General features: G+C 72.6%; 11 protein-coding genes. 8 read left to right on the top strand and 3 right to left on the bottom strand.

Features of this window, described 5'->3' with window-relative positions; genetic code table 11:
- The first annotated feature begins 11 nt into the window (after positions 1 to 11).
- The gene (locus tag MMA15_RS07810; RefSeq protein WP_372498205.1) at positions 12 to 470 is read left to right on the top strand and encodes an acyl-CoA thioesterase; all 459 of its coding nucleotides are present in this window, start codon (positions 12 to 14) and stop codon (positions 468 to 470) included.
- Entirely contained in the window at positions 436 to 1,107 is a 672-nt protein-coding gene (locus tag MMA15_RS07805; RefSeq protein WP_241058411.1) for a DUF8185 domain-containing protein, read from the top strand. Before MMA15_RS07810 ends, MMA15_RS07805 begins: the two co-directional genes overlap by 35 nt.
- Before the next feature lie 105 nt (positions 1,108 to 1,212).
- On the opposite strand, the gene MMA15_RS07800 is transcribed toward MMA15_RS07805, so the two are convergent.
- The 3 genes from MMA15_RS07800 to MMA15_RS07790 all read right to left on the bottom strand — a co-directional run bounded on the left by MMA15_RS07800 (position 1,213) and on the right by MMA15_RS07790 (position 3,624).
- Positions 1,213 to 1,614: a globin gene (locus MMA15_RS07800; RefSeq protein ID WP_241058410.1), complete on the bottom strand. Its 402-nt coding sequence runs from the start codon at positions 1,612 to 1,614 to the stop codon at positions 1,213 to 1,215.
- Positions 1,615 to 1,819: 205 nt separating this feature from the next.
- The gene (locus tag MMA15_RS07795) at positions 1,820 to 2,899 is read right to left on the bottom strand and encodes an ABC transporter permease (protein WP_241058409.1); all 1,080 of its coding nucleotides are present in this window, start codon (positions 2,897 to 2,899) and stop codon (positions 1,820 to 1,822) included.
- A complete protein-coding gene (locus tag MMA15_RS07790; RefSeq protein ID WP_241058408.1) occupies positions 2,896 to 3,624 on the bottom strand; it encodes an ABC transporter ATP-binding protein in 729 nt (242 codons plus the stop codon). Before MMA15_RS07790 ends, MMA15_RS07795 begins: the two co-directional genes overlap by 4 nt.
- Positions 3,625 to 3,695: 71 nt before the next feature.
- Here MMA15_RS07790 and MMA15_RS07785 point away from each other — a divergent pair, with 71 nt between their 5' ends.
- The 6 genes from MMA15_RS07785 (at position 3,696) to MMA15_RS07760 (ending at position 12,639) form a co-directional block, all read left to right on the top strand.
- Positions 3,696 to 4,748, top strand: a complete 1,053-nt coding sequence (locus tag MMA15_RS07785; protein WP_241058407.1) for a methyltransferase domain-containing protein — start codon at positions 3,696 to 3,698, stop codon at positions 4,746 to 4,748.
- 92 nt (positions 4,749 to 4,840) lie between these two features.
- Positions 4,841 to 5,575 carry a sulfite exporter TauE/SafE family protein gene (locus tag MMA15_RS07780; RefSeq protein ID WP_241058406.1) on the top strand — a complete coding sequence of 245 codons (735 nt, stop codon included), beginning with the start codon at positions 4,841 to 4,843 and terminating at the stop codon, positions 5,573 to 5,575.
- A gap of 733 nt (positions 5,576 to 6,308) precedes the next feature.
- Complete coding sequence (locus MMA15_RS07775; protein ID WP_241058405.1) at positions 6,309 to 7,631, top strand: hypothetical protein; 1,323 nt, start codon at positions 6,309 to 6,311, stop codon at positions 7,629 to 7,631.
- Positions 7,632 to 8,070: 439 nt separating this feature from the next.
- Positions 8,071 to 9,207 (top strand): PP2C family protein-serine/threonine phosphatase, encoded by a 1,137-nt coding sequence (locus MMA15_RS07770; protein ID WP_308290523.1) that lies wholly within the window; start codon positions 8,071 to 8,073, stop codon positions 9,205 to 9,207.
- Between the two features lie 283 nt (positions 9,208 to 9,490).
- Positions 9,491 to 10,858: a vWA domain-containing protein gene (locus MMA15_RS07765; protein WP_241058404.1), complete on the top strand. Its 1,368-nt coding sequence runs from the start codon at positions 9,491 to 9,493 to the stop codon at positions 10,856 to 10,858.
- 71 nt (positions 10,859 to 10,929) lie between these two features.
- Positions 10,930 to 12,639: an FHA domain-containing protein gene (locus MMA15_RS07760; protein ID WP_241058403.1), complete on the top strand. Its 1,710-nt coding sequence runs from the start codon at positions 10,930 to 10,932 to the stop codon at positions 12,637 to 12,639.
- The last annotated feature ends 192 nt before the right edge of the window (positions 12,640 to 12,831 follow it).

Genomic DNA, 12,831 nt, shown 5'->3' with positions numbered 1-12,831 from the left:
GGTCGGTTCACGTGCGTCACATATACCGATGCCCGCTGCGCTGGTCGGACATGGACGCCTACGGGCACGTCAACAACGTCGTCCACCTCCGTTATCTGGAGGAGGCGCGTATCGACTTCATGTTCAGGGTGGCGGGCGAGGCGGTGGGCTCGTCCGAGGACGGTTCCGAGGACGAGCCGCCGTTCAAGACCGGCGCGGTGGTGGCCCGGCACGAGATCGACTATCTGCGTCCGCTCTTCCACCGCTATGAGCCGGTCACCGTGGAGACATGGGTGACGAAGCTCAACGCGGCCTCGGTCACCCTCACTTACGAGATCAAGGACGGGGGGAAGGTCTATGTGCGGGCTGAGACCGTGATCGTCCCCTACGACCTGAAGAAGGAGCGCCCGCGCCGGCTCACCGCCGGTGAACGGGCCTTCCTGGAGGACTACTTCGATGACAGCGCGGCAGCCCCGCCTCGTTTTCGCTGACCCGGGCGAGGCCGCGGGGCTCGACGCCTTCCTCCAGCGGCTGCTGCGCTGGGAGAAGGCCGCCGCGGTACGCATCCAGGCCGGCGGCGGGGTGGTGGGGATCTTCGCCAAGCCGGCGCGCTTCGAAGTGCTCGCGGTGCGCACGGCACGCCTGCTGGAGCCTGCGGACGCCGAGGTCGACGTCACCGTCTCGGCGGGCGAACTCCTCGAAGGCGTCGACGAGTCGGCGGAGGCGTTCACGGTGCCCGCGTCGGTGACGGGCCCGCCGTGGGCGGGGATGCTGCCGCCGCGCGGTGGCTGGGAGGCGTTCGGCGAGGTGCCCGCGGACGCGGTACGGGCCGTCGCGGCCGCGGCCATCGGTGAATTCCGTGAGCGTGCCGAGAAGTTGGGGCCGCAGGAACGCACCCGGGAGAAGCTCGACGCGCTCGCCGAGGAGATCTGGTCGCGCCCGCTGGGCAGGACGAGGCTGCCGCTGCGGGCGGCGCACGCCGCTCACGCGCTCGGATTCCTGTCGGGCGAGGGGCAGTTGAAGCTGCTGAGGGCGGGGGTGTGGCTGCGGCTGCGCGCCCCGGCTGGTTCGGTGGTGGTACGCAGCGGTGCGGGCAAGGGGCCGGGGCTGAGCGTCACTCCGGTCTGACCGGGCGCCGCGCCGGGCCGTTCGCCTGCCGCGCCCCCGTTCGTACCGGGAGTCCACGGGATGCCGAACGGGGGCCGTACTCGACGCGGATGGTCAACGGTGCGGTCAGTCGGGGGAGTTGACCATGGAGCCCGCGGCGTACACCAGGTAGTTCCAGAGCTGCTGTTCGTGCTCGGGCGCCAGCTCCAGGCTGTCGACGGCGTCCCTCATGTGCTTCAGCCACGCGTCGTGGGCGGCACGGTCGACCTTGAACGGAACGTGCCGCATGCGCAGTCGGGGATGGCCCCGCTGGTCGCTGTAGGTGCGGGGGCCGCCCCAGTACTGCATGAGGAAGAGCGTCAGCCGCTCCTCGGCGGGGCCGAGGTCCTCCTCCGGGTACATGGGCCGCAGCACCGGATCCTCGGCGACACCCTCGTAGAAGCGGTGGACGAGCCGCCGGAAGGTCTCCTCGCCTCCGACCTGCTCATAGAAGGTCTCCGTCTGCAAGCTGCCGCGTGGAATCTCCATCACGCCTCCCATGGTCGCAGATGCCTCCGCGCCCCCTTCAGCCGTCGGCCTCCCGGCCTCCCGGCCCCCGGCCCGGGCTCCTGGCCCCCGGTCACCGAATCCTGGCCACCCGGTCACCGACCCGGGCTTTCCCGCCGCCCCGCCTCCCAACTCTCTCCCCCGGTCCCGCGACAGCCGCCGTCGCGCGCGGTCGCCCCGCCGCCCCCTACGCGTCGTCCCAGCGGAAGAGACGCGAGGCGATCAGCGTGACGACTGCCGCGAACAGCACCAGCCCGCCCATCACCGGCAGCGCGGCTCCCCAGCTCTCGCCCCTGCTCAGTACGGCCTGCATCGCCTCCGCGAGATGCTTGAGCGGCAGGTAGTCCGAGACGGCACGCACCCACCCCGGCGCGTTCTCCAGCGGAAAGAAGGCCCCCGAGAGGAAGGCCATGGGCAGGACGATGATCTGCGCGAGGCCGTTCGCGGCCTCCTCCGTCTTGGCCCACGAGCCTATGAGCAGGCCGATCGACATGAAGGCCAGCGTGCCGCAGGCCACCAGCGGCAGGCACAGCCACCAGTTCCCGGAGAGCTGGAGCCCGTACAAGGGGAGGGTGGCCAGCCCGATGAAGACGGCGGTCTGCGCGAAGGCGAGGGCGAGGTTCACGCCGACGCGTGCCGCGACCACCGAGCCGGGACTCACGGGCGCCAGCCACAGCCGCCGCAGGATCCGCTTCTTGCGCCAGCTCACGAGGTTGAGAGCCGACCCGAATATCCCGCCCATCGCCACGGCCCAGCTCAGCAGCCCGGGGGTGAGGAACTGAATGGGCTTGACCGACTCGTCCTCGACGCGCTGCGCCGTCAGGCGGTACGCGGGCGGCCGGCCCGTGGCCTCCTGGTTGGCCTGTTGTACGACGGAGTCGACGACGCCGCGTACGTTGCCGGAGCGCACCGCGTCGGCGGCCGAGTAGCGCAGCGCGATCCGGCCCTTTCCGTCCTGGAACACGGCCGCGTCGGTGTCGCCCTCGCGTACCTTCCTCAGTGCTTCGGCGCGGGCGGCGGACGAGCCGTCGGTCTTCTCGATGCTCAGCACGTCGCGCAGCCCCGCCCGTTCCTTGTCGGGGATGTCGTCGAGGATCTCGACGTCGCCGACCTGGACGATCTTCGCCTGTGCCGTGGAGTCGTCGTCGAAGAGGGCGCCGAAGAGAGCCAGGAACATCAACGGGAAGACGAGCATGAAGAAGACGGCGGCACGGTCTCGCAGCAGCCCCAGCGCCATGGCACGGGAGAGGCTCATGAAGCTCTTCATTCCCGGTACTCCCTCCCCGTGAGCTGGAGGAAGACATCCTCCAGCGACCGCACCCCGAGCTCCTCGACGAGCTGCGCGGGGGCGCCCACGCGCAGGATGCGGCCCTCGTCCATGACGGCGACGCGGTCGCACAGCGTCTCGGCCTCGTCCATGTAGTGCGTCGTCAGCACGACGGTGCGGCCCTCGGAGTTGATCGTCCGCAGCAGATCCCACAGATTGCGGCGGGCCTGGGGGTCCAGGCCGGTGGTGGGCTCGTCGAGGAAGACCAGCTCCGGATCGTGTACGAGGGCGCAGGCTATGGACAGCCGCTGCGCCTGTCCGCCCGAGAGCTTGTTCTCCCGTGTGCCGCGCTTGTCGGTGAGGCCGACGGTCTCCAGCATCTCGTCGGCGCGTGCGCTTCCGACGCCGTAGAGGGAGGCGAAGGTGAGTATCTGCTCGCGGGCGCTGAGCCGTTCGAAGAACGCCGACGCCTGCAACTGCACGCCTATCCGGTGCAGCAGCGCCGGATTGCGCGGCCAGGACGCCTCGCCCAGCAGATGTGCGCTGCCTTCGTCGGGTTCCCGCAGCCCCTCGACGATTTCGAGGGTCGTGGTCTTGCCCGCCCCGTTGGGACCGAGGATTCCGTAGAACTCGCCACGCTCCACTTCGAAGGAGACCCCGTCGACGGCCTTGGTCTCCCCGTAGCGCTTGCGCAGCCCCTCGGCCTTGATCGCTTTCTCGGTCATGGCGGGAGGCTAGCGGCGGAACGTCACCTTCAGGCCTCGCGTGTGCGGCTTCACCGCAGCACAGTGGAGGCATGCCAGGTGCTCCGGATCTCATGCGCCAGATCGCCGCCGGCGGCGCGCTCGCAGATCCCGCCTGGCAGGCGGCCTTCGCGGAGGTGCCGCGTGAACTCTTCGTGCCGTACTACTACGTGGCCGTCACCGGAGGCGGCCGTGAGCGGCTGTGGCGTGAGGACCCCGATCCGCGGCGGCGGCAGCGCTGGCTGGAGGGCGTCTACGACGACGCTCCCCTGGCCACGCGGGTGCGCGACGGCGAGCTGCTCTCCTCCAGCAGTCAGCCGTCGCTGATGGCACGCATGCTGGAGGCCCTCGAAGTACGGGACGGCATGCGTGTGCTGGAGATCGGCACCGGTTCGGGTTACAACGCGGCGCTGCTGTCGCACCGTCTGGGCAGCGATCACGTCGTGAGCGTCGACCTCGATCCGGCGATCACCAGCGCTGCCAAGGAGCATCTGGCCGCAGCCGGGTACCGGCCGCGGGTCGTCACCGGCGACGGCGCGCTGGGGGTGCCCGCGCACGCGCCGTACGACCGTGTGATCGCCACGTGTGAGGTCCCGGCGCTGCCCGTGGCGTGGCTCGCGCAGTGCGTACCGGGGGCGCTGATTCTCGCGCCGCTGGCCACGGGGCTGTTGGCGCTGCGTGTGGAGGGGCCGGGGTCCGGTCAGGGCCGGTTCCTGCCCACGCCGGCCTTCTTCGTGCCGCTGCGCGGCGGTGGCGTGAGCGGCACCGGGGACGAGGGCACCTCGGGGGCCGGACCCGCCGCCCCCGGTATCGGAACCGGGGCCGCCGCCATCGGTATCGGGACCGGGACGGGTGGTGGCGGGACCGGGACGGCCGAGCCCGGGGCGGCATTGCGCGGAGTGCCGAGGCACGCTCAGCGGCAGGACTCCTTCCACTTCCTTCTCGGTCTCGCGGGCGGTTCGGCCGGGCCGTACGACGTGTACGAGTTGTGGCGTACGTCCGGGCGCCCGGAACGGGAGCGCTACGGCGTGACCGTCCGGGACGGCGCACAGTGGGCATGGCTGGACGATCCGGACGGGCCGCACATCTGGCCGCTCGGCGGCTGAACTTCGACTGTCGGATGTGAACTTCCGCACTCCGGAAGGGAATCCGTGGTCGGCCCCTCCAGTCTCCGCGGCCGGGCGTCTAGGTTCGAAGGATGCTCAGCGGCTGGCCCTTCCTCGCCCTGCTCGGCGGCACGGTGCTGCTCGGGTCCTCAGTGCAGCGGATGGCGGGCATCGGCTTCGGGCTGCTCGCCTCACCGGGTCTGGTGCTGCTGATGGGGCCGGTGCAGGGCGTCGCACTCGTCAACTGCGCGGGAGTCGTCATCGGCATCGCGGGCCTCGCGACGAGCTGGTCGCATGTGCATCTGCGCACGATGATCCCCCTCGTCGCTGCCGCCGCCCTCACCGTGCCGCTCGGCGCGTGGCTCGCGCTGCGCCTTCCGGAACCGGTGCTGCTGACCGGCTTCGGGGCGCTCATCACGGTCGCGGTGCTGCTGGTGATCTGCGGTGCACGCCTCAAGGCGCTGCACGGCAGGGGAGGGGCCGTGGCGGCGGGGGCGGCCAGCGGATTCATGAACTCCGCCGCCGGTACGGGCGGTCCCGCGCTCTCCCTCTATGCCGTCAACGCGGGCTGGACGGCAGGGGAGTTCGTGCCCAACGCGCAGTTCTACGGGCTCGTCGTCAACTTCATGTCCGCCGTCGCCAAGGGCCCGCCCCGGCTGAGCGGCCCCGCCTGGCTGCTGGTCGCCGTGACCATGGGCGCGGGCATCGTGCTGGGTCATCTGCTCGCCGCCCGTACCCCCGAGAAGGGGGCGCGCCGCATCGTTCTGGGGCTCGCGCTCGCGGGCGGGCTGGCGACCGGGGCCAAGGGGCTTTGGCTGCTCAACTGACGGCTGTACGAGGGCTGTTACGAAGGCGGCTCGGACTCCGCGCACGCTCAGTGCGGGCAGTACGGGAGGTGCGGGTGCTACCGGCGGTCCGGGCTACGAGGAACGTACGGGGGACCTACGGGGGCGGTGTTGACGGCGGGCCCGGCCCGCCGTGGAACCGGGCCGGTGCCGACGGCGTGTTCCGGAAGGAGCCGGGCTCGACGGTCCTCGAAGGTCCTCGGCGGTCATGGCGTCACGGCCTCCCGGACCCACGGACCCACAGGGGAGGGGGTCTTCGCCGTGCCCGTGGAACCGCCGCAGGTCCCGATCCGAACAAGATCCCGGTGGAAACAGTGTGGTTGGTGTTTCCCGTGGCCATACTCTGGCGGTGAAGACCCCGGACCGTCGCGACGGACCACATCGCACGGCACAGGCCACAGGCGGTACGGGGACGAACAGGGGGAGGGCGAACAAGCCTTGGAACAGGCGTACTCCAGGCGGGCGGCGCGGCCTTCGGCGCCCGCCGCGGCCAGGCCAGGCAGCCACGCTCGCAGCAGCAGCCGCGTTCTTTCGCACGGCCGTCGACGGTCGTGGAGCTGTTCCGCGTCGAGGATGGGTACGGACGACGGGGGAGGTGCCGCCGGCCCGTAGCGAGGGCGCCGGGCACACCGGCGTACCGACCCGCCGACGACCAGAGGAACACGAAGAAGCAGCGAGGTGATCGATGGGGCCCGCGGGACCCGCCGGACCGGTGATGAGCCGGGAGGAGGCCGACCGTGCTCTCGAACGGCTCACCGCCGAACACGAGGCGGTCGAGTCGTCGTTGCTCGCTCTCCAGGACCACGCGGGCCGCCGCCTGCTCGAAGGCGCACAGCTCACCGGCATCACCGCCCGGCGCTGGGCGCAGGCCGAAGCTGCCATAACGCGGCTGTGGAACGTCTTCGACCACTACAGCGGCACCCTCGCCAAGGCGCAGGAGGTGCGTGAACGCCGCCGCTGGCCCAGCCGGGACGATCTCGCCGAACTCACACGGCTGTTGCGCGGCCCCTGCACGCTGCCCGGCAGCGTGCTCGCCGACGGCGCACCCGGCCAAGGCGAAGGCGGCTCGGGCGGCGCTGCGGGCGAAGGCGCCCGCCTCGCGGAGGAAGTGACGCTCGCCGGCCTCGTCGAGTGGATGAACGGCTGGTACGCACAGGCCCTCGACGTCGTCGCCGCGGCAGACTCGGTGTGGTCGGCGCTGCCCGCCCGCATAGACATGCTCGCCGCCGAACTGCGCCGTGTGCGCTCCCTCGCGCACTCCGTGGGCGTACGCCCGGGGGAGCACCCCTCCGGCGACGATCTGGAGCGTACGACCGAGGAGTTGACCTCCCTGCGTGCCGAGGTGGTCTCCGACCCGCTCGCGTTCTGGACCCCCGCGGGCGGCAGCAGCGCACCCGGCGGCGGCAAGCCCGACACGTCGCGCTACGACCGTGCCGCACGCCAACTCGAGGACATCCGGCGGGAGATAGACGCCGTGCTCAACGTCCGTCAGGACTCCGAGCAGCGGTTGATGCAGCTTCGCGACGTGCTGTCACGCGCCGACCGCACTCTCGCGGAGGCCCGTGAGGCGCGCGGCGAGGTGCTGGCGAAGATCGCGGCCTCCGAGGTTCCGGCGGTGAGCGGACCGCCCACCGCGTTGCAGGAACAGCTCACGGCCGCCGCCGAATACCGTCGCCGCTCCCAGTGGCACCGGCTCTCGCCCCTGCTGGAGAGCCTGGAGCAGCGCGCCGAGGACGAGCTGGACCGCGCGCGTGCCCAACTTGCCGCCGTTACCGCACCGTTGGCCGTACGGGCGGAACTGCGCGGGCGTCTGGACGCGTACAAGGCGAAGGTGGCACAGCAGGGCATGGGGGAGGACCGGATGCTGATCGAGCGCTACGACGCGGCACGGCGCATGCTGTGGAGCGCTCCGTGCGATCTTCGGGCGGCCGAGGACGCGGTGCTGCGCTACCAGTACGCGGCGCAGGACGTGCTCTCGGCGCGGCAGGACCGGGGCGCCGCGGGACCCGCACGGGCGGAGGGGGTGGCGGACTCATGACCGGAACGCGGGAAGAGCCCGGCGGCCCAGCCGACGGGGACGGCCCCAGAAACGACGGGCTCGCGCAGTCCGCCACCGATAGGAATGAACCGGCGGAACGGACTTGCCGCTTCCGCCCCAGGACGTGGGTGTGACCATGCTTGATCAACTGTCCGCGTGTCCGAGCTGCTCCGAGCCGCTGGCGGCGGGGGAGCGCTATTGCGGGGTGTGCGGTGCCGATCTGGCGGCGGCGCGTCCGGCGTCCGCCGCCGGGGGCGGTGCCGCTGCAGGACTCGTCGGAGGCCCCGGTGCCGGGCCCGGCACCGGGGCCTCCGGTGAGCCGGACTTCACGCTGGCGCCCGCGGAGCAAGGCGCTCCGGGTACGCGGCCCGTTCACCCGGTGCCGGGCACGTCCGTACCGGGTCCCACCGGGCAGAGTCCTTCCGTGCAGGGTCCTTCCGTGCAGGGTCCTTCCGTGCAGGGTCCGCCCGTACCGCCTCCGCTGGCGCCCCCGGTCCCCGCGTCGGCCACGCATGAGCAGCCGGCCCCCGGCGCACCCGGCGCACCTGCGGGGCAGCCCGTTCCTCCCGCGCCCGGGCAGCCTGTTCCCCCCGCACCCGGGCAGCCCGTTCCCCCCGCACCCGACCCTCGTGCCGCGGACCCCCGGGTCGCCCTGGACGACTCGCCCCTGGAGACGGGGCGTTGCGTCGCCTGCGGTACGGGCGCGGTGGACGGCGACGGCTACTGCGATCACTGCGGCCACAAGCAGCCGCGTGAACGCGACCATATGGAGAGCGTGTTGGGGTCGGTGGCCGCGGCGAGCGACCGGGGGCTGAGACACCACCGCAACGAGGACTTCTTCTCCCTGCACGAGACGGTGACGCCGACGGGCGCCCCGGCGACCATCGCCGTCGTCTGCGACGGCGTCTCCTCGGCGACCCGCCCCGACGACGCCTCGGCCGCGGCCGCCACCGCCGCGGGCGCGTCGATGCGCGACTCCGTACCGCAGGGGACGTCCGCACAGCAGGCCATGCACAACGCGCTCGTCACGGCATCCGAAGCCGTCACCGCCCTCGCCGCGGAAGGGCCCAACGAGCCCTCGAAGAACGCACCCGCCTGCACCATCGTCGGCGCACTCGCGGCGGAGGGCATCCTCACCGTCGGATGGATCGGCGACAGCCGCGCGTACTGGGTGCCCGACGAGCAGGGCGCTCCGCCCGCCCGGCTGACCGAGGACGACTCATGGGCGGCGCAGATGGTCGCGGCCGGTCTGATGACGGAGGACGAGGCGTACGCGGACGCCCGTGCCCACGCCATCACCGGCTGGCTCGGCGCGGACGCCTACGAGGTCGAGCCGCACACCGCGTCGTACAAGCCGGAGGGCGCCGGGGTGGTGATCGTGTGCACCGACGGGCTCTGGAACTACGCGGAGTCCGCGGAGCAGATGGCGGCGGTGGTGCCCGGCGACGGCCGTGCCCGCCCGCTCCACGCGGCTCAGCGGCTGGTCGGCTTCGCGCTCGACGGCGGGGGACACGACAACGCGACGGTGGCGGTCATCCCCTTCCCGGGGCCGCCGGAGGGAGCGGGCCCGGCCTGAGGCGCTCGTCCGGTGCGCCGCTCCGGGGCGTTGACACGGCGCCTCGGTACGGCACCGAGGCGCATGGGCGCCGCGCCGGGAGCGCCGAGCGAGGCCCGGCTCGCCGCCGCATACGGGGGCGGCAGCACACGGTGCTCACAACTGCCCGTGCGCCAGGCCCACTTCGCGCTCACTTCGCGCCGTACGGCCTCGACGGCGCCGGCCACCTCGACGAGGACGACACCACGACACGACGACACCACGACTGCCCACGCTTCCCTACGCAACGGAGCAGGAGCGGAACATGACCGATTTCGCCGAGCCGCCGCACGCGCCGCGGTTCTCCGTCGACGTCTATCAGAACGAGTACCTGCCCGAGGGCGGGCACCAGGTCGACGCGATCATCACCGTCACGTCCGGGTCCCAGGCCACGTACGAGCGGGCGCCCGCCGCCGACGCGGCCCCCGCGGACGCCCGCAGGGGCGTCGCCGGGGACCGTACGGACACGGCGGTCGTGATCATGATCGACTGCTCGGGCTCGATGGACGACCCGCCGTCGAAGATGCGCAACGCGCATGAGGCGACCGCCGCCGCCGTCGAGACGCTGCCCGACGGGGTCTCCTTCGCGGTCGTCGCCGGTACGCACAAGGCCGAGGAGGTCTATCCCGGAGGGGGCAGGCTGGCGGTCGCGGGGCCGGAGACCCGGAGAGAGGCCCGTACGTCGCTGCGCAGGCTGCGCGCGGGGGGCGGCACCGCCATCGGCGGCTGGCTGCGCCTCGCGGACAAGTTGCTCGCCACACACGCCGGTTCGATACGTCACGGCGTACTGCTCACCGACGGGCGCAACGAGCACGAGGACCCGGAGAGCCTGCGGGCCGCCCTCGACGCCTGTGCCGGGCGCTTCACCTGCGACGCACGCGGCGTCGGCACCGACTGGGAGGTCAATGAGGTCACGGGGATCGCCTCGGCGCTCCTCGGCACGGCCGACATCGTCGCGGACCCGAAGGGGCTGGCCGCGGACTTCACGGAGATGATTGCGAACGCCATGCGCAAGGAAGTCGCGGACGTGGCGCTGCGCTTGTGGACGCCGCGGGGGTCGAAGGTCAAGTTCGTCAAGCAGGTCGCCCCCACGGTCGTGGACCTCACGGACCGGCGCACCGACGCCGGGCCCAACTCCGGCGACTATCCGACGGGTTCGTGGAGCGCGGAGTCCCGCGACTACCACGTGTGCGTCGAGGTGCCGCCCGCGGAGGTGGGCCAGGAGATGCTCGCCGCACGTGCCGCTCTGACGCTGCCGCCGCAGGACGGCGGTCTGCCGCGGACGCTGGCGCAGGGGCTGATACGGGCCGTGTGGACGGACGATCTCGCCGCCACCACCGGCATCCACCCGCAGGTCGCGCACTACACCGGCCAGGTCGAACTGGCCGAGGCGATACGGCAGGGCCTGGAGCTCCGCAAGGCCGGGGACGAAGAGGGTGCGACGGTACAACTCGGCCGTGCCGTACGGCTGGCCGAGGCCTCCGGGAACGCGGATACTTCGAAGCTGCTTTCGAAGGTGGTGGACGTCGTAGACGCCGTGAACGGTACTGTTCGGCTGAAGGCGAAGGTTGCCGACGCCGACGAGATGACGCTGGAGACGCGGTCCACACAGACGGTCCGCGTGAAGAGGTAACGAGGTAACGCGCCCGTGAGGGCCGTACCGCAGGTACGGAGATCCAGGAGCACGAGGGGGAGGCATTCACCATGCCGACTTGCCCGAACGGACACCAGTCGGCGGCCGACGACTGGTGCGAGGTATGCGGTCACCGCATGTCCGACTCATCTGCGGCACCCGCCGGTCTGGTACCGCCCTCACCGCCGGCACCGGGGGGCGGTTACGGCTACCCCGGGCCGCAGGCCGGGCCGGGCGGGCAGGGACCGGGGGGTCCTGGCGGCCCCGGCGGTCCTGGCGGGCCCGGCGGCCCGGGCGGTCCCGCGCCTTCCGGTCCTCCGTCTCAGGGGTACGGCTATCCCGGGCCCGGAAGTGCGGGCCCCGGCGGTCCCGGCGGCCCCGGCCCTGGTGGTCCGGGTGGTCCCGGTGGTGCGCCGGGCGGTCCCGGCGGTCAGGGCCCGCAGGCGCAGGGCGAGACATGCCCCCAGTGCGGCAAGCCCCGAGAGGGGCAGGCGCCCTTCTGCGACGGCTGTCGCTACAACTTCCTTACGAACTCCCCGATGACGTACGTGCCCGCGGATCAGTCGCCGCAGCCCGGCGGCTTCGCCCAGCAGGGCGGCCCCGGGGGTCCTGGCGGTCCCGGCGGTCCTGGTGGCCCCGGCTCAGGGGATCAGCAGGGCCCGCCTCCGGCGCCGCCCGGGTTCCCGGGCCAGCAGGGCCAGCCCGGCCCCTCGAACCAGCCCGGCCCGCCTCCGCCGCCGCCCTTCCCGGGCCAGCAGGGCCAGCCCGGCCCCTCGAACCAGCCCGGCCCGCCTCCGCCGCCGCCCTTCCCGGGCGGTCCGTCGTCCGGAAGGGACCAGCAGTTCGACTTCGACGGGACGAACAGCCCTTCGCAGGTCAACCGTCCCGCGGAGCCGCTGGGTGCCGACCAGCCGCCTCAGGGGCTCGGCGGCTATCCCGGCCCGGGACAGGGACAGGGACAGGGACAGGGACCGGGACCGGGGCAGGGACAGGGGCAGGGACCGGGGCAGGGCCCCGGACCGGGTCAAGGCCAAGGTCCGGGCCAGGGCGGTCCGTTGGCTCCTCCGCCTCCCGGAGGTCCGCAGCAGCCCTCACCGCCGAGCGGTGACTGGGCGCTCTCACCGCCCGTCACGCCGCAGCACGACCAGCCGCAGCCACCCGGGCCGCCGTCCTTCCCCGGCCAGGGTCAGGGTCCCGGACAGGGGCAGGGACCTCCCTTCCCGGGGCAGGGTCCCGGTCAGGGGCAGATGCCGAACCAGGCGCCGCACCAGGCACCGGACCAGGGTCCGCCGCCCGGCCAGCCTCAGCAGTCCCATCAGGCTCAGCACCCGTATCCGCAGCAGCCGGGCCAGCCCATGCAGCAGCAGGCGCCGTCCGGTTCGTGGATCGCCGTCGTCGCGCCCGACCGCGAGTACTTCGCCGCGATGCTGGACCGCAGCGGTCCCGAGGCGGAGAGCCTCAATCTGCCCGCGTACTCGCCCGAGCAGCAGCTTCCGCTCACGGGCAACCAGGTCACCATCGGACGCCGCCGCCACTCCACCGGTGAGGCGCCCGACATCGACCTCGCCCGTACGCCGGAGGACCCGGGGGTCTCGCACCAGCACGCCGTGCTGGTTCAACAGCCCGACGGGAGCTGGTCGGTGGTCGATCAGGACTCCACGAACGGCACCACCATCAACGGAGCCGAGGACCCCATCCAGCCCTTCGTGCCGGTGCCGCTCAAGAGCGGGGACCGCGTGCACGTCGGTGCCTGGACGACCATCACCCTCCACCTCACGTAGTCGCGCCGAGGGCCCGGCCACCGGGCCGCCCCGGCCTGCTCTGCCGTTTCGCCGCCCGCGCCGCCCGGACTCCGAGTCGGGGGCGCGGGCAGCGTCGGCATGCGCCTTGGACGAGTGAGCCCTGCGCGACTCGGCCGCCCCGCGACTGTGCCCCTACGCGGACGGTGCCGCCACCCGGGTCCGCAGCCCGGC

It is taken from the genome of Streptomyces marispadix (assembly GCF_022524345.1).
Classification (GTDB): Bacteria; Actinomycetota; Actinomycetes; order Streptomycetales; family Streptomycetaceae; genus Streptomyces; species Streptomyces marispadix.
The sequence above is the reverse complement of the archived record's forward strand: the minus strand, read 5'-3'. Positions and strand labels throughout refer to the sequence as shown.